The organism is Hujiaoplasma nucleasis, assembly GCF_013745115.1.
GTDB classification, from domain to species: domain Bacteria; phylum Bacillota_I; class Bacilli_A; order Izemoplasmatales; family Hujiaoplasmataceae; genus Hujiaoplasma; species Hujiaoplasma nucleasis.
The window spans coordinates 563,764-587,185 of the sequence record NZ_CP051151.1 but is presented as its reverse complement, the minus strand read 5'-3'; the positions used below and the strand labels follow the sequence as shown (position 1 = coordinate 587,185).

The window sequence follows — 23,422 nt, the reverse complement described above, 5'->3', positions numbered from 1 at the left end:
AATGAATCGAAGTTCTTATTACAAATGGCTGAAACGCAAAAATAATATTAATCAAGAAGATGAATGGATCAAAGACACCATTCTAAACTTTCATGACTTATTTAACGGCATATTAGGCTACAGAAGAATGACATTATTCATGAATCGTGTCTTTGAACTTAAGTATAATATCAAACGTATAAGAAGACATATGAGAGAATTAAGTGTTGCATCAGCAATCCGTAGGAAAAGAAAGAATTACTTGAGTTACAAGCCAGAGCAAGTAGGAGAAAATGTATTAAATAGAGAATTCAAAGCTTCGAAACCTAATGAAAAATGGCTTACAGATGTGACTGAATATAAGATTATAGGTCCAACTAAAAACTTTACCTAAGCGCGATTCTAGATCTATATGATAATAGTATTATCGCTTATCGTATGGGAACTTCTAATAATAACGATTTAGTCTTTAAAACATTCGATGATTCGATTAAGACATATACTGGTTGTGAAAATATATTGTTTCACAGTGATCGAGGATTCCAATACACAAATAAAACATTTAAGAAAAAGTTAGATAACGTTAAGTTTATACAAAGCATGTCTAGAGTTGGACGTTGTATTGATAATGGACCAATGGAAGCATTTTGGGGTGTTATGGAAGTTGAAATGTATAAACTGAATGAATTCAGATCTATCGAGCAATTAAAAATGGCTATTGAAGAATATATAGTATTCTACAATAACCATCGTTATCAACCAGTATTAAAAGGCTTAACTCCTATGGAACTTAGGAATCAAGCCTTAGATTTAATACAATATTAATTTTATTTATTTACCGTGTCTACTTGACAGGGGGCAGTTCACATTATCAGGGTTTTTATTTTGTCAAGGTACTTACCGTTTGACGCTTACGTTTAACACATCTTTCTGCTAAGTTATTATCCATTGGAATATGACCGCTTTTCAAATAAGTCTTTAATTCACGCTCTAGTTTCACTGAGTAAGCGACCGACTTACCTGTGACTGAATTTGGTGAATAGTGGGTCTGTTTAAGGCAGTTAAAATATCCATCTAATATTCTTAGATAACTATCTTGGTTTCTTCTATGATGTATGTCTTTTGGAGATAATTCATTATCCCTGAATCCTCTATAAACTTTAAAAATTTTATCTGCTAAATCGATAATTTCTAAAAGCTTAGGATCTTTATTCGCCTTATAAATATAGACAAAATTTCTCTTGGCATGAACGAAATACTTTTGAAGTGTGACATTAGGTATATGATTATACCCAGCATAATCATCACCGACTAAATAACCCTTATAGTCTTTTAAAAACGCTCTTGATCAAGAATCACTCAAAAAACGATTGATTATTAGAACATCTATTGAAAAGAATTAATAAAAAAATTATAATGAACAAAAGACTTAAGTATATATATGTTTAGAAATATCATTATATAGAGGAGGATTGTTATGAAATTCAAAATTTTATTCGTTATTCTTTTTATGTTTTTTCTCAATGGTTGTCAAAAAGAAGAGACAACTGATCTAGGGGTATTTATCTTAGAATATCCGCATGAAACTGTTAAAATCGAGGGCCAGATCGGTGAAAATGTTATTATTCCAGAGGCTGTTAAAGATGATTATATTTTTATAGGATGGACAGATGGTAGCGAATATTATGCTGGCCTAACTGAAATCAAAAATTCGTCCTTAACATTAACACCTGCTTATATTGCCATAGAGGATGTTTTTGAAAAAGTGGTTGTCTCTCTGGGACAAGTATCTTTAGTAGGATATAAAGGTGATTCAAAGATTGTTGGTGTTCCAGTATATTGGAGAGGTTATATGATTGCTGGCTTTTCTGCTTTAGATTCGAAGATTGAGAAATTATTTTTGCCAAGCGGAATTCAAAACACAGATTATCATTTATACTTAACGGATTTTAAGGTGTATGACAGTCCATTAACCTTAATACGTGATGAGGTCATGGATGGTATATCTTTTGCTAAAAAAATTGCTGGATGTACTTATAAAGATGGATCGACCTTCGATATCAATGACCCTCAACCAGGATATTTCAATGATGCCTGTGTTATCAAACAACTGATTAGACGTGATGATGATTCAGCAATTACTGTACCAGGCAAAGGAATCTTATATGCATATGATGTCATAAGAAATTTTGATCCGGCATATACTGATTATAATCTTTATAGTTCAACTTTGCGTTATCTATCATTTGCTTATGCACCTGTTCAATTATTTGTAAATCATCCGATTCTAACAGGTAAGAATGATTTAGAAGTTTTTCACTTAAATGATTTTCAAAAAGATGATTATACAGTTATGGATAATCAAATTGTTATTGGTTCTGATGATGAACAATTCTTATCCTTTGTTTACAGCGATGATGACTTATTAACTATTGATGCAAGTCGTTATGATTTATGGGATGAATACACCTATATTTATGGTCATCTAAAAGAAATTGATGTTAAAAACTCCGATGATTTTTTTACCATTGATGGTATTCTTTATTATCGATTCAACAATAATTCAGGTTCAGTAAGTGACTCAAATACTTTCATTAGACTGGTGGCATATCCCAATGGAAAAACGCAAACATCATTCACTTTACCTGAAAACGTTACCCTTATTCATCAGGGTGTATATAACACCTATGTTGAATCAGTAACGCTCAATGAAACTTTTTCTAACTTGAATCAATTGTTACTTGTTTTTCCAAATATGAGTCATATCCACCTTGATGGGACACACGATATCTTTATAGAAGAAGATGGTGTTATTTATGATAAAGATAAAACAATGATTTTTTTTGTAAATCAAAGTGTTGAAAGATTGGTGATTGAAGAAAATATTTCCTTAAGTAGACTTGTTAATAGAGACTTGCCACATTTGCATATTGGCAAGGATGTTGATGAGACTTTTTTCCGTGAAATTCATTATGCTCCTGATCTTTATGAAATAACGATTGAGGATGATAATCCTTATATGTATATTGAAGATGGTGTTGTCTATAGTAAAACATCCTCAAGTGTATTATATATCTTAGATAGTTATCAAGATATCTATATAAAAGATGGTTATGATAATTATAGACCATTTGATGGGTTACCCAATGTTTTAGCTTATAAGAATAACATTAAGTCTATTCATTTAAACGCTCAATTTACTAGTGATGATATTCACGTCACTTTAGGCCGTTTACATCATTTAGAATCTATTTCCATTGATCCGGATAACCCTTACTTTATCACAGATAATCAAATCCTTTATTCAAAGAATATGGAAGGTTTGAGTTATATTCCGCCTTTAGCCGATATAATCAACTTCCATGTTAACGAAGAGCTTACAAAGGGTTTAAATAGTCTCTGTAATGTTTCAAGTCTTCAATCGATTACTGTTGATGCTAATAATCCACTTTATCAAGCAGTTGATGGAGTTTTATACAATAAAGATTTAAGTGAATTAATATGTGTTCCTGAAGATTACCAATCAAATACTTTGCTTTTACCAGAAACCATGACAAAGCCATTAAACAGATATCAATTCAATACACAAAATATAATCACAGATATTTATTTACCACAAGAATATCCAATTCTTTATGAGTATATAGATGATATCGATGGGATTTCGTATTTACATGCAGATGATTTTATTTTGTATACAAGATATTTAAATCACATCAGCATTCATGAAGATTCACCTTATTATGATCAAAATAATGCTCTTTTAACTACCCTTGATGGCAAAGTGTTACTCGGTTTTATCGGTCAAGAAGGAGCCTATGAAATACCTGATTCCATTGAAGAGATTAACCCATATTTGTTTCATGCATCTTTACCGATTACTGATCTAACATTATCATCAAGTTTGCAAACCCTACCTGAAGAAATATTTTCAATTGAGTCTTTAGAAACCCTAACCATTAGGGGTGATCATATAATCGATGTTGGAACTTTTGATGAAGAAAATTATGCTTACTATTTTAACAGTATAGGTTTAATTATTTATGTCGATGATTCGGTCCTATCACAATATCAAGATCATCCATTTTGGTCTTTTTATGAAATCAGAGTGATTGAATAATTATAATATTGTTTGAAAAGTTAAGTGCTATGTTTAAGTGTTTAACTTTTTACTTGCGGTCGGGAAGATATTAATCTTATCGGTGAAATTCTTGTAAGATTTATTCTTCAACTGACTATGGGGAATCTCAACTAACAATGTGAGGTAGAGTTTAAATATACTGAAACACTACATTGAACTTATGAACAAGAACTTGAAGAAATGGCCATTAGGAAAATATGATAACGATGGATATCAAATTTCTAAAGATGATGTAAATGTCAACTAAAAAATGTATAAAAGTGGCGATTGAAAATGTAGATAATAATTCTATTGGTTTTGGTGGCATAAGATTTATCGCTTAGAGATTTTTTAACTATAAAAACAAGAGTATTCTTAGTTATCTAAAAGGATAGGTTTTCAAAGGCATTTGGTAAAAAAATAGTAATCATATGTTAAAAACAGAACTGGTTTGTTATGTGTCAAGGTACATACAGTTCTATACTATAATTATAGTTTGACAATTGTTTTCACAAAAACCTGGTATTGCATTGATTATCATTAAATGATTATATATAATAAGTTAGAAAACAATTTACGAAAGGGGAATTTGCTATAGCGATTTGGCAAAATAATAATATGAAAAGATTTGTTTATAGTGTATTTATCTTACTTGTTTTTACAGGCGTTTTAGGTTGTAATGGAGATGATATACTTACATCTATTGAAGATACAACATATGAACTAACGGCTGAAGATGAACTGTATGAAAAGATTCATGGAATTTATCAACTAGCTTTAGAGTCAGAAATATTTGATGGCTCTTATGAAGAATGGTTGGAATCTATTCAAGGACCTAGTGGAAGTGATGGAAGGGAAGTGTTATTTCAAGTTGATGGCCTTTTATTACAGTGGATGTATGAAGGAGAAGACACCTGGGTTGACCTTTTTGATTTGTCTCTGATTGAAGGTTCTAATGGTTTAGATGGTAATGATGGTGCAGAGATAGAATTAGATATGATTGATAACTCAATCATGTGGAAGTATACGGATGATTCTTCTTGGAATCATTTAGTAGATATTGATTTCTTGTCTGGCAACGATGCATCTAATGTCGAGTTTGATATTGTTGAAGGATATATTGTTTGGAGATATGTAGACGAAGAAGAATGGCATCAATTGATTGATTTATCATTATTGACTGGTGGAAATGGAAGCGATGGTAAAGAAGTAGTAATTGATGTTATAGATGGTTATATTCAGTGGAAATATTTAGGGACTGATCAATATTATAATATTGTTTCTGTTGATGCTTTGTCTGGACCTCAAGGCGAGGATGGACTAACACCATATATTGGAGACAATGGACATTGGTGGATTGGAGAAGAAGATACAGGTATCCCCACTGGTTTTACTAAAAATATGGATAGAGTAGGAACAGATGGTTTGTATTTTAATTTGATGGTCAAAGATGGTGTAGCAGGGTACGAAGTATCTGCTTATAATGGTAATGATACAGATATCATTATTCCTAATGAGATCTTTGGTGAAAAAGTTATTTCTATTAGACAGAATGCTTTACCTTCAAATATCACATCTCTATCAATTAGTCGCTATCTTACATCAATACCTTCTTTTGAGGATTATGAGTTTTTAGAATCATTTGATTTTAACCATGCGAATATAGATTCAATGTCAAGTAATGCTTTTAGAGATGCTACTCAACTGAAAGAAATACTAAATTACGAACATATTACATCTATTGGCGATTATGCTTTTTATAACACAAAAGTGTTATTTACCGGTATTGATTTCAAAAACATCACTTCAATTGGGACTTATGCATTTTATAATAATTCCTACTCTTCTAATGTAGATTTTGTTAAGGGGATGATGATTATTGAAGATGATATAGGTTATAGTATATCAGATGAATCGTTCATAGTTTTACCAGAGTCTGTGACAACGATTGGTGAAAAAGCTTTTCCTCAAGAATTCTCTATTTACTATAGAGGAAATTCAGATGTGGATTTTATAAGTTCTTATTTTCATAAAAATGTAAAGAATACTGAAGATGGCTATTGGTATGTTGATCGTTCGACTTATGTTGGATTATTGAACTACACTGGAGAACTAACTGAAATAGATGTACCAAGTCAGTTTAATGGCAAGAATGTTAATCTTGTAGAGCATAATGCTTTTGTTGCTGATAATCATTTAACGCGCATCAATTTGCCTAACACTTTGACATCAATTGGATTTTATGCATTTACTGGTATGCGACAACTCCAAATCTTATATGTTCCTTCATCTATTGTAGATATAAGTGACCGGACATTTGCTAAGTATGATTCATTTAATAATGAAATAGGGTATGTCCCAGCTCCGATTATTATATTTGAAAATAACTTAGTTGATATGAATTTGGGATCAAATTCTATCAGTGATTATGGTTGGATCCGGTATGGTTTTGGGTACACAAAAGATGAAATTAAGCAAGATGATCAAATGGTGTACTTAGAAAATTCGACCACAGTTGAGATACTGATGATTAAGGAAATAACTGATACAATAAATGTGCCGGTAACTTATAACGATAAACCAATTACTAGGATAAAATCAAGAGCTTTTTATGACCCGTTTGGTCGAGTAAATTTTATTCAAATAGGTGATGGAATAATGTTTATTTCATCTCAAGCATTTATATCAAACGAATTACAATATGTATTTATACCTGAATCTGTATCTGCAGTTAATTATCAAGCGTTTTACTCTGATAATGCAACGATTTTTGTTGAACATGATTCTAAACCGGACAATTGGGATTCATCATGGTATGAGGATGTTGATTCAGTTGTTTGGGGACAATCAATTAGTGATTTTGGCATTGAAAATGATTATTTGTTTATGATCAATAATAATGGAGCGTATATTTTAGCTTATACAGGTGAATGGAACTACAGTGAAACGCTTGTCATTCCAACGGAACTTGGTGGTTACGATGTTGTTGGAATTAAAACCCATGCGATTAAATATACTTCTGGAAATTATTCATATCCAATGAAAATTGTATTACCTGCAACATTGACTTATCTAGAAGAAAGAGCAATTACTTATTATAGGTATATAAAAATCTACTCTTATGCAAGTAGTCAACCATCAAGCTGGGATTATTACTTTGGATACAGTTCCTATAATGGAAGTTCGAGTAGTAGTTATAGAGATATATATTGGTCTAATGAATGGAGACTAATAGATGATGAACCTATTTTAAATAGTTAAAAGAGGTTGCAAATGCACTAACCCTTAAAAGTTTATACAAAAGTAAAACGTTGTAAACAAGAGAATAAGACATAAGATGTTAGTTAATAAATACTAGCATCTTTTCTTATATGGAGAAAGTTAACCAATCCAGAGTTATTTAAACAAACAGCTAAAAAAGTTGGTAAGAAGGTAAGCGTCAAACAGTAAGTACCTTGACAAAATAAAAACCCTGATAATGAAATGAACTGCCCTCTTTCATCATTATATGATTGTTTAAAAACTTTGGCACAACAATAATGCCTTGGTGTATTGTGCATCATATTGCATCATTTACTTAGTTTTCCTTAGTCTATTGAAAATCATTTTTTTCTTGTATAATGCAAATATAGAAGAAGGGAGTTTATATCTATGAAATTTAAATTATTGATGTTGATTGCATCTTTTTTATTGCTTCTTAGCTGTCAAAATGAAGTAGATGAGGATATAGGTGTTTTTATTTTAGAATACCCAAATGAAGATATAGAGATTAAGGGTTCTATCGGTGATAAAGTAGTACTTCCTCAATTAAGTAAAGATGACTATGTCTTTATCGGCTGGACTGATGGTGAAGACTATTATGCTGGTTTAACAGAAGTCCTTGAAACAGAAGTGACCTTAAGTCCTGCTTATGAACCGATAGAATCGGTTTTTTCTAAAGTGGAAGTGTCTTGAGGACAAGTTAATCTACTAAACTATCATGGAAATTCAAATATTGTTGAGTTACCTGCTTATTGGAATGACTATTTAGTGGTTGGTTTTTCTTCTAAGAACTTAAATGAAAAAAAACTCTTTATCCCTAATAGTGTAAAACTATATAATCGTTTAAATAATCTAACGGATTATGTTTTTATGGTCATTATATGGGTTTAGAACGTCAGACGCAATATCCTGGTTCTATTTTTGAAAATGAAATTTCTACATGTACCTATGTTGATGGGCAAGCCTTTAATATAGACCAAGCAAGTCCAGGTTTGTTTAATGAAGATTGTGAAATCAAAGCCTTAATTAAACGCAATGATGATTCAGTTGTTCCTGTACTAGGCAAAGGGACAACTAATACCTATGATTTAGTGGTGGAAAACGATTTTTCCTCAGTTAATAATCTTTCAGCTTTACCATATAATACTATTGAATATATGTCTTTTTCGCAAGTGACTTATGTTTTTATACAGACCTTATCCAATATAAGTCGATATGAATCGCTTGAAGTCTTAGACTTAGATCAACTTGAAGGTTATGAGATAGAAGATAATAAGATTTTTATAGAGGCAAACGAAGAACGTCATTTAATCTTTGTCTTTACCAATGAAGAAAGACTTGTGATTGATGGTGACGATGGTCATATTGAACCTGAATATTTTCACATTGGTGGTTCTGTGAAGTATATTGATATTAAAAACCATGAAAACATGCAATCTATTAATGGTATATTGTATTCGTATCCTAAACAATATGAACAAAGCGGTGAATGGTCATATGATAATGACCATTTACAGTTAATCATATATCCTTTCAATCACCCTGATATAATTTAAAACTTTTTTTTACTCTATCAGGCAAAGTAATATTTCTTGACTAATGAAATATTAATTGGTAAACTACTATGTGTGATAGAGTAAAATTAAAGGGAGATTTTAATAATGAAAAAAATAGCTGTTATAACCGATTCAGGTTCAAACTTAAAAGAAGGCTTTGTAAAAGAACATAAGAATTTATTTGTTGTTCCATTAATGATTGTTGTGGATGGAAAAGAGTTTAGGGATCAAATTGAAATTAAAGCCAATGATGTTTATGCTAAATTAGATACACACTCAGTAAAAACATCATTACCTGCAGCTTCTGATTTAGAAGACACATTAAATAAGATAAAAGCAGAAGGTTACACGGATTTATTGGTTATCAATATATCTTCAGGTTTATCTGGAACCTTTAATTCTTTTAGATTGTTATTGGAAAATGAAAAAGAATTAAAGGTTAGTCAATTTGATACTTTAACCTTAGGTGGTGGACAAGCATTTATTGTTGAATACGCCTTAGAATTGATTGATCAAAATAAATCTGTAGGAGAGATTCTACCTTTATTAAAAACATTAAGGTTTAAAGATTCTTTAGCTTTTTATACCATTAATACCTTAAAGTATTTAAAAGCTGGTGGAAGAATCGGAAAAGTTGAAGGAACCATTGGTGACTTATTACATATTAAACCTATTGTGACAGTCAATGAAGAAGGAGTTTATGTGACTTTATCCAAAGCCTTTGGTTTAAAAAGATCTTTATTAAAAATGAAAACCATCTTATTGGATGAATTTAAAGATGATTTAATTGATTTAATCATTCATTATGGTAATAATGAAGATGTGGCTAAAGATTTAGCTGATAAGCTAAAACCAGTTTTAAATATTAGAAATTTAGACCTCGTTCAATTAACTCCTGTCCTTGGAGTACATACAGGTCCTGATATGATTGCTTACGTAGCAAGAAGAATTAAATAAAGATTATACATAAAATATTGGAATGAAATTTTTTCATTCCTTTTCTTTTATGTTTATGGTTTTATTGTTATACTATAAGAAGAATATAAGAGGATGTGATTGTATGGCAAGAAGAAATCCTTTATTAGAAAACCTCTATGATTTAAGGGACACATTAAGATCAAAACTTCTAGATGAAGGTGAAGCTAAAGTCATTTGTACGGATGAAGCCATCCAACAAATGGCAAAAATGAAACCATCACGTTTAAGTGATTTTTTAGCCATACCTGGCTTAGATTCTGACTTTCTCGAAAGATTTGCCCACCATTTCTTAAAAGCACTCTATGATTATACAGCTCAAGATGTTAAAAAAGTAAAGTTCTCTATGCATGCATCACATGTTTTAGATCATTATAAAGACCGTTTAACAGATATATCAAAAACAAACCCTAATATTTATACAGGGAGAATTGAAAAGACTAGAAATTTTGATTTGTTTGATGAAAGTAAGACCAATGACTTAATAGACTTTATTTCCTTAAAGAAAAAATTCTTAAGTTTCGATGATGCAGATGAACTTGTTTTTAACCATATGACAACTTTATACAGACAAATCAATAAAGACTATAAAGACCAAGGGACTTATCATCTATATTTAGCTTACCCTTATGTAGAGGCCCTCGATAAGAAAGAAGACTTTCCGATCAAAGCACCACTGGCATACATGCCAGTGGTCTTAGAAAGAAAGCAAAAAAAATATCAATTATCCTTTAATAAAGAAAAAGATATTGTTATTAATAGAGACTTAATCCTTACTTTATTAAAACTTGAGCCTAGTCTTCAAGAAACAAAGGCACCTGACTTAGAAGATTTATCTTATAAAACTTTGAAAGAACTATTAATTCCATATTACAATGCTTATGGATTAAATCTTAAGTGTCCTAAAAAACAAGAATTTATAGCTTTTAAAAGTCTTTTAAAAGATCAATTTATTAAAAGTAAACCCAAGGGTTTTAACTTAAAACCCTATATTACTTTTGGCCGTTATCAACTCTTTTCATCCATGATTCAAAAAGACATGGGACAAATCATTGAATCAAACACCTATAATGAGTTACTAGAAGGCTTAATTGATGAAGAACATCTATATGATCAAGAACAATCCCTAGACTTACACACAAGTAATGAAGATGTCAATGAATCAGGTTTGGTTTATATTAATGACATTAATTTTTCTCAAGAGAAAGTATTAGATTTAATAGATAAAGAAAAGAAAATTGTTATATGGGGGCCTCCAGGGACAGGCAAAAGTCAAACCATCACATCCTTAATTGCCCATCAAGTCTTAAGAAATGAAAATGTCTTATTAGTATCAGAAAAGAAAGTTGCCCTAGACGTGATTTATCACCGTCTAGGACAAGCTTCTAAACATACCATGTTTATTGATGACGCTTCTGATAAAAATGTTTTTTACACTCAATTATCAGGCTTTATTGAACAAAGTCCTCCTTCAAGATTACATAATAATGATATCTATAGGTTAGAAGAAGAGATTAAAGCTTTAGATAAAACCTTTAATCAAGCACTCAAGCTTTTGTATAAAAAGAATAAACAATATAAACCCCTATCTGAGTTTTATAATCGTTATTTACAGGATAAGGACATCTTAGAAGACTTAACACCTAAAAAAGTATATAAACTCATCAATCAAGCCTTAGACCAAGTCGATTTTAAGGACATAGAAAATTTAGAGAATACCTTTGATAAAGACCAAAAATTAAATGATTATTTAAATCATCATTATGTCATCAGTTCTTATCCTTGGTTTCAAAAACTTGAAACCAAGATATCAAGATCTTCAATCATTGAATTTGAAACCTTTATGAATGATTTAAGTAGGTATTTAGAAGCTCAGAAGCATGCTTGGTTTTTTAAAAGAAGAAAACTTAAGAGGAAATTTTATTTAAGACATCAAACTAATCTTCAATATTTGTCAGCTAAAAAATCAATTCATAAGAAATTATTAAAAGCTTTGATGGAAGATTCATACTTAAGAACTTATTTACAAACAAACATTAAGAAACTTAATAAAATGAAGGTAAATTACGATAAATTATCAGCTTATGAGATTGAATTTTTAAATCTAATCATCCATGATCATGATTTACAAGTCTTACATAAAAACCCAAAATTAAGAACTTATATCTTTGATGCTTATATGACAGGTTTCTTAGAAAACTTCAAGGCGATGAATCAAAAGTATTTATATATTCTTAATGACTATGAAAAGCATATGGATAAATTAAAAGCATTCATGGATGAAAAAAGACATGTGGCTAGAGAGTCTTTTGAAATGAAATTATTTTCTCATGCCTTAGATTTTGCCAATACCAAAAGAATTATGGACATCAAAAGAATCTTAGAGAGACAAAAGAAACCTAGTATCAAAGCTTTCTTTGATATGTTTCATTCTGAATTATTTTCTAATGTTAAAGTATGGTTATTAACACCAGAAGTGGTCTCAAGTATCTTACCCCTAGACTTTAACTTATTTGATTTGGTTATTTTTGATGAAGCCAGTCAAATGTATGTTGAAAAAGGTATACCTTCCATATATCGGGCTAAGAAAGTTGTGATTGCTGGTGATCCTAAGCAATTAAGACCTTCCTCTTTAGGTATGGGTCGGGTTTTAGAAGAAGATCCTTTTGAAGAAGATGAAATATTAAAGAATGTTACTTATGATGCTAAAAGTTTATTAGACCTAGCCAGGTATCGTTATAAAGAAGCCTTATTAAACTATCATTATAGGTCTCAATACCAGGAATTAATAGAGTTTTCTAATCATGCTTTTTATCAAGGCAAACTTATTATTTCACCCAATGTTAAAACACCTGATCAACCACCTATTTCTTATCTTTATGTCAAGAAGGGTCAATTTATAAAAAAACATAATCTAGAAGAAGCTAAAGCAGTGATTAAGTTATTAAAGAAAGTGTTAAAGGATAAATCACCTGAAGAGTCTATCGGTATCATTACTTTTAATTCAACCCAAAGGGATTGTATCTTGAATTTAATGGATGAAGTCTTATTTAAAAAATCCATCCATCAAAAACGCTTAGAAAAAGAAGTCTTTAGAAAAGTCCCTGAAGGAGACCAATCCTTATTTGTTAAGAACATTGAAAATGTTCAAGGGGATGAAAGAGACATAATAATCTTTTCCATGGCTTATGGCCAAGATGAATCTGGTGTGATTAAACGTCGATTTGGTTGGTTAAATCATGAGGGTGGACAAAACAGATTAAATGTCGCCATTACAAGGGCCAGAAAGAAAATATATTTTGTATCATCCATATATCCAGAAGCTTTAAAAGTGGATGACTTATCTGGTCAAGGACCAAAACTTTTAAAGGATTTTATGAGATATTGTTTTTATATCTCAAATCAAAAACAAGACATGGCTCAAGAAGTATTGTTAAGTCTATATAAAAAAGAATCCATGACTCAAAAACATACACATTCCTTTATGAAAGAAGATATAAAACATAGATTATTGAAGTCTGGATACCTAGTTAATGAAAATATAGGGATTGGTCAGTTTATAATTGACTTAGCTATTTATGATGAAGAGTATAATGCTTATAAACTCGCTATTATCTGTGATTTAAATGATGATAGGACCTTTACAGCTAGAAAGGAACTTTTACATCAAGAAAGGTTCTTAATGGCTAGAGGCTGGAAGGTTTATCGGGTATTCCATATGAACTGGTATGAGGATGCTCATAAGGTTTTAAGAGAAATTAAACAAAAATTAAAATAAATAATGATTCATTTGATAATTTTTGCAAAATTGTAGTTAAAATACTTTGAATCATTTATAATAAAAGTAATAAGGGGGTTTTATGAAACAATTTATTGATAAATTTGAAAAAGGAACTCAATATGTTCAAATTGTTTCTTCAGTTAACTCTGATGATTTGCATGATGATTCTGACTTATCATTAGATTATTTAAGTAAGGATTGTATCAAATTTATTCCTGCTTCTGGGGCAGCTACCCGTATGTTTAAAGACTTATATCAGTATTTAAATGAACAAAGAGAAACCGACTTTATTAAAACATTCTTTGATTATTTAGAAGACTTTGCTTTTTATCATGATATTAAAGAATTAGATTATGATAAAACCAGATTAGGAGATCGGGTTGAAATGATTTATTCTATTTTAAAGGATAAATTAAACTATGGTTCCTTACCTAAAGCATTAATAAAAATGCATGCTTATGACAATGAAATATCAACCCCTATCGATGAACATATTTATGAAGGTGAACAATATTTAAATAAAGACAAGGTAAGGTTACATTTTACTATATCAAAAGAACATGAAGATTTATTTAATGCATATATAAAACCTATATTAAAACAAAAACCTTACTTATCTATTGAATATTCATTTCAAAAAGATAAAACCAATACTTTAGCTGTTGATATGGAAAACAATCCTTTTATCTTAGAAGATGGGTCTTATTTATATAGGGCTGGTGGTCATGGGTCATTAATAGAAAACTTAAATGATATTGAAGCAGATATCATTTTTATTAAAAACATAGATAATGTTGTTCATAGAGATCATGTTGAAGCTACCATTGAATCTAAAAGAAAGTTAGCTTCTATTGGTTTAAAGATAAAAGAACAAATGGATGCTTATATAATGGCTTTAAACAAGGATGAATATGACTTAAATGAAATTGAATTATTTTTAAGAAAAAAACTACATATCAAACATAAAAAAGATTTGACCAAAGCCATGGCTTTAGCCTTTTTAAATAGGCCTTTAAGGGTTTGTGGTATGGTTAAAAATACAGGAGAACCTGGTGGTGGACCTTTTGTGGTTGATCATGGTGATTACACAGATTTACAAATCTGTGAAAAATCAGAAATTAACCTTAATGATCCAAGGTCTTTACATATTTTAAATTCTTCCTCTTATTTTAATCCTGTAGATTTGGTATGTTTTGTAAAAGACTATAAGAATGAAAAATTTAATTTGTTAGACTTTGTTGAAGAAAATAGGTATTTTATTTCTGAAAAATCATATCATGGAAAAGCTATCAAGGCTTTAGAACATCCTGGTTTATGGAATGGGGCTATGCACCATTGGAACAGTGTCTTTGTGGAAGTCCCATTAAGCACTTTTAACCCTGTCAAAACAGTCAATGATTTATTAAGACAAGGACATCAAAAAAAATAAATAATAGAGCATTTACAATTTTTGTAAATCAAATTTTAGTTGAGGAAAATTAACAATGATTTTAACACTTTTGAATAACAAGACTTTAAGAGTAATCATAAGTCTTATATTTATCCTATTTATGCTTGTGGTATTACCACTGATTCAAAGTCTTAATCCACATGCTTGGCCTGATACCATGCTTTTTTATTCTTCTGATCGTTTTTATGGATTAATTGAATCTTATGGCCATGAACAAAGGTCCTTATACATCATCCTTAGGTGGACATTTGATTTAGTATATCCTTTGGTTTATGGTTTGTATTTCTTAACTTGGATTTTATATCTTAGTCAGAAGAAGACTTTATTAATCTATCCTTTACTAGGGATTGGCTTTGACTATATAGAAAATATATTGGCTACTGTGACTGTTGGCATGTATCCTAAAGAATTACCTTTCTTAGTTTATCTGATGCAAGGTTTTTCTTTACTTAAGTGGTTATTTCTTTTGATAAGCATTTGTATACTTATATTTTTAGTCTATAGGAGGTTCAAACATGATTGATGTCTTTAATGATTTCATAAATCAAATTCAAGATGATGAGAAAAGACAGGTCATCAATGACTTGCTAAAGCAAATACAAGATGATTATCCTGAACTAGAAGCGGTAATCAAGTGGAATCAGCCCATGTTTACCCACCATGGGACTTATATTATTGGTTTGTCTTTATCCAAACATCATTTTGCCTTGTCTCCTGAACAAAAAACCATCCAAGTTTTTTCTAATGAAATTATAGATTCAGGTTATGAGCATTCAAAAATGATCATTCGTTTCCCTTGGAAAAAAGAAATCAATTATCAATTAATAAAAAAAATGATAGAATACAATATAAATGATAAAATGAATGAAGATCATTTTTGGAGGCAAACATGAATATTAAGTTTTTAACCAATATCTTAAGAGGCGTCTTTGCATCTATGATTTTACCAATTATATTTATTTGTATGTTCTATTTTCCCTATCAAGTATTCCATTGGATCAATGGTGATATATCAATGGATTATATTGAAATCATCTTAATGGTCATGGTATATTTGATGGCGGTTCCTTATACAATCATTATTGTAAAAGCCAACCTATTATTGAATTATTTTCATAAAGAGCAATATGTCAATGACCATACGATTTCATTGTTTAAGCAAACAAGAGATTTGTTCTTAATTTTATCAGGCTTAGTGATTGTTGCCTTGCCTTTCTTATATGTATTAGCCGATAGGCAAGATGCACCTGGCATCTTATTTTTAGCTTTGGTGGGTTTAGGTCTTATCTTTGTTTTTTATTTAACTTTTGCGATTTTTTATATAGTGTTTAAAAGTTTATAAAGTATGATTATAGAAAAAACCTTACAATTGTAAGGTTTTTTACATTTTAAGATAAAAAAAGATAAAAATTTATATTATTTTTTAGATTTTTATACTTATGAAAATAATATAGATTGTTAAAGATAGACTCTTTGGATAATATTAAGGTATAAAATAAATATCTGGGAGGATATAAGAATGAGAAGGTTATTTAAGTTCATGCTATTTATTCTCGCAACCCTTACATTGATTGGCTGCGATGGCTTGGACATACCAAGCGGATTAACAACTAATGGGCTTACCAATGAACCTACAACCCTTGCTGGGCAAGAAACAACTTTAGAACAAATTACAACCATGGAAGAGCAAACAAATGTTCCTACAACCATAGAAGTTACAACAGAAATTCCTACAACAATTGAAGTACCCACTGAAATACCAACTGAAGTCCCTACGACAGTAGAAGTAACTAGTGGAGAAGAGACTTCTGAAGATGATTTGGTCAAACAATTAACCTATATTTATAATTTGGCTGTAGAAGCTCAAGCTTTTACAGGCACTTATGAAGAATGGTTAGAAACTGTTCGGGGACCTCAAGGTTTACCTGGACAAGATGGAAGAGAGATTATCATTCGTGTAGACAATTATGTTTTACAATGGCAATATCTTGGAGAGACAACATGGATTAATCTCTTAGACTTAAAATTATTAGTACCTGATGTAAATTATGTGGTTGGTTTAGATATTAATGATTTAGGTGAGTTAATCTTTAAATACTCAGATGATAGTGAAGTTAATCTAGGACCAATTCTAACCATCTATAGTGTTGTATTTAAGGATTATAATAATTATATTATTGATATTCAATTGGTTATGGCAGGTCACTCTGCCGTAGCACCAGAAACTCCACATAGAATTGGTTATGATTTTACGGGTTGGAGTGAAGATTTTTCATATATTTCAGCCAATACCATTATTTATCCAACTTATATGATTCATCAATTCCAAGTGGATTTTGTGGCTGAAGAAGAAATTCCTTCTGTCTTTGTGGATTATGGACAAATGATAGAATTACCTATTCCAAGTAAATTTGCCTATGAATTTATAGGTTGGTTTACAGGTGAAGGTGTTTCTGATAGGCAATTCTATAATGATGATTTGGTTTATAAGGATATAACTTTATATGCTAGGTTTATACCTAAAGTCTATGAAGTGACTTTATTAGACTATAATAATCAAGTCATTGATGTGATTAGATTTACCATTGAAGATACCCTTGTATTACCGAACCTACCTAATGAAGGGGATATGGTCTTTAAAGAATGGAATATTGACTTTGAAGCTTTAGAACAAAATCCAAACCCAACACTAAAAGCAACTTATAGTCAAGCCTATAACTTAAGTATTTATGGCAATGGTGTCTATTATGATCAAATTAGCCTTGTTGAAGGTGAAATATTGGACTTAAGTGGATACGAAAAAGGATCCTTATATGGTTATCCAAACTTTACCTTTATGGATTGGTATATGGATGATACCTATACCACACCTTTAAACTTAACACATATGCCTGCTTATGATTTACAAGTCTATGGATATTTTAATCAAGCACCAAAACTGCTTCAAGATACTTTTAATACCAGTCTATTATTGAATTCAATTTTTGATCCAATGGCTTATGTATCAGCTACAGATTATGAGGATGGAGATATATCTTCATCCATAACTTATGGTGGCAATGTTGATATGACCATTGAAGGCACTTATACCATCAATTACTATGTAGAAGATTCTCATGGTTTATCTGATAGTCTTTCAATAGACTTTACCGTCTCTAATCTAGTCACAACCTACGCCAATGGTATCTATGACTTCTCACAAGCCAATCAAGCCTTAAGGTTAGATTTTATGGCTGCGGCTGAACAATGGTTGATGAATACCATGACCGGTGGTATACCTTTATATGTCAATGCCAATCCGATCATTTATTCATCTAGGGTTGATCTTCCTAGTCAAATATATTCACCTTTAATGCAATATGGTGATTTATATGCTTCACTCACAAGTGATGATTCAACTTTATTAATGTATGATGGTCATTATGGTCAGGTAGGTGACTATACATTTAGAACTTATCTAGCAAGAGATCCTCAATCATTCAATCCGATGTATACAAGAGAAATGGCAGATGATAATCAATTAAGGACTTATTATATAGATTCTTTATATGAGTTTGAATATGATACTCTAGGTCAAAGTCTTCATTTAAACCCTTCATTGGCTGATGGAGACCCACTAGCAATCAATCCTCAAACAAACATCTATGGTAAGGTTCTTTCTAATCTATGGCAAGTACCTATTAAATCAAATTTAATATGGACTTATCATCCTCAAACAGATATTTCAGGATTACCTGTCGACCATCAAATCATTAATGCCTATGATTTTGTGGATACCTTTAATTTAGGTATACAAGAAGGGTGGTCAGGGTCTTATTACTTAGTGGATAGTGAATATGGACTTATATCTATGACAGTCATTGATCCTTTAACCATTGAAATTGCTTTTTCTAAAGAAATTTCTGCATGGGATGTCAAATATTTATTAAATATATCTGATTTTACGCCTATTCATGTAGACCTCTTTAATTTATTAGGTTCTGCTTATGGGTCTAGTCCTGATTCAGTGGCTTATTGTGGACCTTATATGATAGATAACTATGTGACTGGTACTGCCATTCACATGGTTAAAAACCCTAATTTCCATAGTCCAAACAAATATCATTACACAGGATATCAAGTTATGATTATTCCTGATCCTAATAATATCTTTAATGCATTTGTTAATGGTTATTTGGATAAGGTAAATGTACCGGCGACTGAAATCATTAATTATAGAAATGATCCTCATTTCTATCAAACCCCAACAGGTTCAACCTTCACTTTAAATATCAATGGGACTGGTGATTTAGCAAGTCAACAAAGTCTATTCCCAGGTTCATCATGGCTACCTGAACCTATTTTAGGTCAAGTTGATTTTAAACTAGCTATGTATCATGCTTTAGATAGGCAAGCCTTGGTAGATCAATCTGTTTTAAGAGGTCTACCAGGATATTATCCTTTCACAACAGCATATTATGTGACTATCGAAGACGGAATCACTTATAGGTATACAAACCAAGGTTTATCTGTTGGTAACAACTTAATGCCATTCTATAATCCTGGCTTAGCTTCTGTCTTATTTGATCAGGCCTTAGAAAACTTGATTGATCAAGGTGTATATACACCTGGAACATCAAATCAATGGCATATTATTGAATTAGACTTATATGTGATGAATACCAATCCATATAATCTTGATTTAGGTGATTTTATAAAGAATGCTTTTGAAACTAACTTTGTATCCAATACATACTTTACTAGAATACAAGTCAATGTACAAGGTATAGGGTTCCCTGATATCTATTATAATCATATGTTTACGGGTGACTTTGATTTAGCTGTGGGTGGTATTCAAGGGAATTTATTGGATGCGGCTTCTTTCTTAGGGGTATTTTCATCTGATAACCGTTTAGGTTTCCAACTTAACTGGGGTATCGATACAACAATCCCTGAAATATTGGTTGAATATACGGATCATTTAGGAACTTTACGAAGAGAGTATTGGTCATTCAATGCCATAGAATCAGCTTTAAACGGTGAAATAGAAGTAATTAATGGTGTTGAAGTTGATATGATTGATATTGAACTTTGGGATATGTCTACAAGTTCCTTATATTTCCATATAGATGGTTTTACCAATCCTAAATACGAATATTTTACTTACACCTTACAAATGTTCAATGATGATTCAAGTGCTTATGAGAATGTCTTGGGTCATGTTGAAATTGATTTATTAAATGAAAACTTGCTTATTGACCAATTGAAACCTAGTTTTAATGGTTTTGATGCTAGTGGACAGTATATATCTTTAGGAGACTATCAACTCATTGTTAGAGGTTACTATAATAATGGTAATGACTATGATGAGGTCATTGAATCTAATTTTATGACCTATAGTATTGTTGAAAACTATCAGGTTCATGAAAACATCGATGAGTTACAATTTGAAGTTTACTATAGAGATAATTATGATAGTAGTTTACTAAACGTTAGAGTCTTTAGTGTTGATAATGGATATACTGAGATTTACCCAAGTATCAATGATTCAGATCCATCTTGGATATTCATCGATGGTTTAACACAAGACGCTACATATTATGTCTTCTTAGAATTTGCGGATGGTAATATTGATGGATTGTATGGTTATCTATCTAATGCCAATAGTCAATTAATTAATATTGGCTTATGGGATGCTTCTACAACATCATTATCATTTAATATTGATGGTTTTACTAATCCTAAATATGAATATTTCACTTACACCCTACAAATGTATAATGATGATATTCTTTCATATGAAGATGTGGTGGGTCATGTGGATATTGTTTTATCAAATGAAGACTTAATCATTGACCAATTGATACCTAACTTTAATGGTTTTAATGCAAATGGGCAAGAAATATCTTTAGGGGATTACCAACTCATAGTTCGAGGATATTATAATAATGGTAATGACTATGATCAGGTCATCGAATCTAATCTATTTACCTATAGTATTATTGAATACTATCAAGTCCATGAAAACTTTGATGCATTACAATTTGAAATATACTATAGGGATAATTACTATAGTTCTTTACAAAATGTTAGGGTCTTTAGTCTTGATAATGGATTTGTTGAGATATATCCAAATATAGATGATTTAGATCCATCTTGGATATATATTAGTGGTTTAACACAAGATGCTAATTATTATGTCCTCTTAGAGTTTACAGATGGCAATATTGATGGAATGTATGGATATTTATCAGTCTTTAATAGTAACTTGGTTCCTAATGGTGATTTTACTCAATTAAATAACAATTGGAATTTTGATCAAAGAGAAATAGAAAACGCAGCTGGTTATTACCAAGTTATTAATGAAGAAATGCTTGTGACAATAACTAAACCTTCACAAGGAGAAAGTGGTCCCATATTATTCTCTGATGCTATTTGGATGATTCATGGTGCGTCTTATGAAATTACTTTCTCTGCTAAGGCAGATACACCTAGAACCATTAGGGTTGCTTTAGGTTATATAGATACGGTAAATATCATAATATATTCACCTGAATTATTCTATTTTGATTTAAGTGACCAATATCAAAGCTTTAGCTTTACTTATAATATGAATGTCTCAGATAGGGCTTTATCAATCTTATTCTTCCAAGGGACCATCAATGGTGATGAAGGTGCTAATGTCATTTATTATGATGATATCCAAATGATTCCAGTTCCTAGAAGTACGGATTTAGATCCGCCTATCATTTATGGTTTGCAAGATTATATTATTGAACTAGGATCATACTTTAACCCACTAGATAATATTTATGTCTATGATTCACACGAAGGCTGGATCAATAACTCAAATCTTAACATTACCAATAATGTGGATATTAATACGCCAGGTTTCTATGATGTTATTTACTATGTAGAAGATTCTTTAGGTAATTACACAGAAGAAACCATACAAGTAGAAGTCTTAGAATTTTTCTTTGCGCCAACAGGAAAAATTATTGATGGTGATTTTACCAATACAACCACTATCATACCGTTCGTACAAGACACACCTGAAAATGGTAACGCAGATATTACAGGACCTGGTATTTGGTATTATTACGAAGGAACATGGGATAATGCTTACGCTACATTCTCAGTGACAAATGGTGAAGCTCAAATAGATGTGACATCTTCTGGAACCTTTGGATGGTCCATCATGTTGATGCAAAATGGTATTGAATTGGTACAAGGACAAAGCTATCAATTATCTTTTGATGCCTATGCGTTAATTCCTAGAGATATTAGGATTTCATTGACAGATGCCTATGCTGAAGATTTTATGTTAGACACGGTAAAACAAACTTATTCATACTCATTCACATTTTATGAGCCTACAGACCTAGTGCGTTTACAATTCTGGTTAGCCTTAACAGATCATTTTGCGGCTACGTCAATCTTTATTGATAATGTTGTTTTAAGTGAATTAACTACAAGCAATAATTAAATTATTATAAGCCTTCACTCATCGATTGGGTGAAGGCTTTTTAAATGTTTTGAGACCATATTGTAAATTATCTTTAATTATTATAAAATAAGATTACTTATAGACACAGGGAAGGGTAATCATGAAAAAAGCAAAAAAGATTGTTAAACACAATTGGTTTTTAAGGTTGATAAAAGCAATTTTAAAAACCTTTAAGAAAAGACCTAAATTAATTATGGAAGAATTACAACTACCAGAGCAAGCTATTTATATCGCCAATCATTCTGGGGCAGCTGGACCATTAACCTTATCTATGTATTTCCCCAAATACTTAGTGCCCTGGGGAGCTCATCCGATGACAGAGAATTATAAGCATAGGTGGAAATACTTATATTATGTTTTTTACCAACAAAAACTTAAGTATTCAAAATTTAGATCTTTTATATTAGCGACTTTATTTGGCTTAATTTCTAAAATATTATATAAGGGTGTACAATTAATACCTACTTACACTGATTTAAGACTAAGACATTCTATTAGTAAGTCTATAGAACATTTAGAAGTCGGTAATTCTTTATTAATTTTTCCTGAAGATAGTGAAGATGGCTATGAAGAAGAAATTAAGAAGTTTCATTCAGGTTTTGTCTATTTAGCTCAAAAATACTATCAAGTAAAAGAGAAACATATTCCAATCATTCCTTTATATTATCATAAAGAAAAAGCAGAAGTCAGAGTGGGTAAACAATATTTTTTAAAGGATTTTAAATCCACAGATCATCGAAGTCTTATCTCTGATTTTTTTAAAAATGTGATAAATGAACTAGGATATAATTGAAAAGATGTTCAAAACCAGCTT

Annotated in this window: 14 protein-coding genes and 1 pseudogene; 14 read left to right on the top strand and 1 reads right to left on the bottom strand. The window is 30.8% G+C overall.

Translation table 11 applies throughout. The annotated features are described in order from the left end of the window. Position 1 precedes the first annotated feature (1 nt). Together HF295_RS02585 and HF295_RS02580 are read left to right on the top strand one after the other, a co-directional pair. Positions 2-373: an IS3 family transposase gene (locus HF295_RS02585; protein ID WP_312032291.1), complete on the top strand. Its 372-nt coding sequence runs from the start codon at positions 2-4 to the stop codon at positions 371-373. Between the two features lie 44 nt (positions 374-417). After that, complete coding sequence (locus tag HF295_RS02580) at positions 418-804, top strand: IS3 family transposase (RefSeq protein WP_312032290.1); 387 nt, start codon at positions 418-420, stop codon at positions 802-804. A gap of 55 nt (positions 805-859) precedes the next feature. On the opposite strand, the pseudogene HF295_RS08705 reads toward HF295_RS02580, so the two are convergent. After that, positions 860-1,309 (bottom strand): annotated as a pseudogene (locus HF295_RS08705) (IS66 family transposase); the annotation flags it as partial. A gap of 147 nt (positions 1,310-1,456) precedes the next feature. On the opposite strand from HF295_RS08705, the gene HF295_RS02575 reads away from it, so the two are divergent. The 12 genes from HF295_RS02575 to HF295_RS02520 all read left to right on the top strand — a co-directional run bounded on the left by HF295_RS02575 (position 1,457) and on the right by HF295_RS02520 (position 23,401). Beyond that, on the top strand, positions 1,457-4,099 hold the full coding sequence (locus tag HF295_RS02575) for a leucine-rich repeat protein (protein ID WP_312032289.1): 2,643 nt from the start codon (positions 1,457-1,459) through the stop codon (positions 4,097-4,099). 618 nt (positions 4,100-4,717) lie between these two features. Beyond that, the gene (locus HF295_RS02570; protein WP_312032288.1) at positions 4,718-7,360 is read left to right on the top strand and encodes a leucine-rich repeat domain-containing protein; all 2,643 of its coding nucleotides are present in this window, start codon (positions 4,718-4,720) and stop codon (positions 7,358-7,360) included. A 390-nt stretch (positions 7,361-7,750) separates the two neighbouring features. Further along, entirely contained in the window at positions 7,751-8,053 is a 303-nt protein-coding gene (locus HF295_RS02565; RefSeq protein ID WP_312032287.1) for a hypothetical protein, read from the top strand. Positions 8,054-8,241: 188 nt separating this feature from the next. Then, complete coding sequence (locus tag HF295_RS02560) at positions 8,242-8,916, top strand: hypothetical protein (protein ID WP_312032286.1); 675 nt, start codon at positions 8,242-8,244, stop codon at positions 8,914-8,916. 105 nt (positions 8,917-9,021) lie between these two features. Further along, positions 9,022-9,873, top strand: a complete 852-nt coding sequence (locus HF295_RS02555; protein WP_312032285.1) for a DegV family protein — start codon at positions 9,022-9,024, stop codon at positions 9,871-9,873. A gap of 103 nt (positions 9,874-9,976) precedes the next feature. Next, entirely contained in the window at positions 9,977-13,669 is a 3,693-nt protein-coding gene (locus HF295_RS02550) for an AAA domain-containing protein (protein ID WP_312032284.1), read from the top strand. A gap of 82 nt (positions 13,670-13,751) precedes the next feature. Then, positions 13,752-15,101: a DUF4301 family protein gene (locus tag HF295_RS02545; protein ID WP_312032283.1), complete on the top strand. Its 1,350-nt coding sequence runs from the start codon at positions 13,752-13,754 to the stop codon at positions 15,099-15,101. A 55-nt stretch (positions 15,102-15,156) separates the two neighbouring features. After that, positions 15,157-15,645 carry a hypothetical protein gene (locus tag HF295_RS02540; RefSeq protein ID WP_312032282.1) on the top strand — a complete coding sequence of 163 codons (489 nt, stop codon included), beginning with the start codon at positions 15,157-15,159 and terminating at the stop codon, positions 15,643-15,645. Then, complete coding sequence (locus HF295_RS02535; RefSeq protein ID WP_312032281.1) at positions 15,638-16,015, top strand: iron chaperone; 378 nt, start codon at positions 15,638-15,640, stop codon at positions 16,013-16,015. Before HF295_RS02540 ends, HF295_RS02535 begins: the two co-directional genes overlap by 8 nt. Further along, a complete protein-coding gene (locus HF295_RS02530) occupies positions 16,012-16,464 on the top strand; it encodes a DUF2975 domain-containing protein (protein WP_312032280.1) in 453 nt (150 codons plus the stop codon). Before HF295_RS02535 ends, HF295_RS02530 begins: the two co-directional genes overlap by 4 nt. Positions 16,465-16,641: 177 nt before the next feature. Continuing rightward, on the top strand, positions 16,642-22,587 hold the full coding sequence (locus HF295_RS02525; RefSeq protein WP_312032279.1) for an ABC transporter substrate-binding protein: 5,946 nt from the start codon (positions 16,642-16,644) through the stop codon (positions 22,585-22,587). A 121-nt stretch (positions 22,588-22,708) separates the two neighbouring features. Beyond that, a complete protein-coding gene (locus tag HF295_RS02520; protein ID WP_312032278.1) occupies positions 22,709-23,401 on the top strand; it encodes a lysophospholipid acyltransferase family protein in 693 nt (230 codons plus the stop codon). Positions 23,402-23,422: the final 21 nt, after the last annotated feature.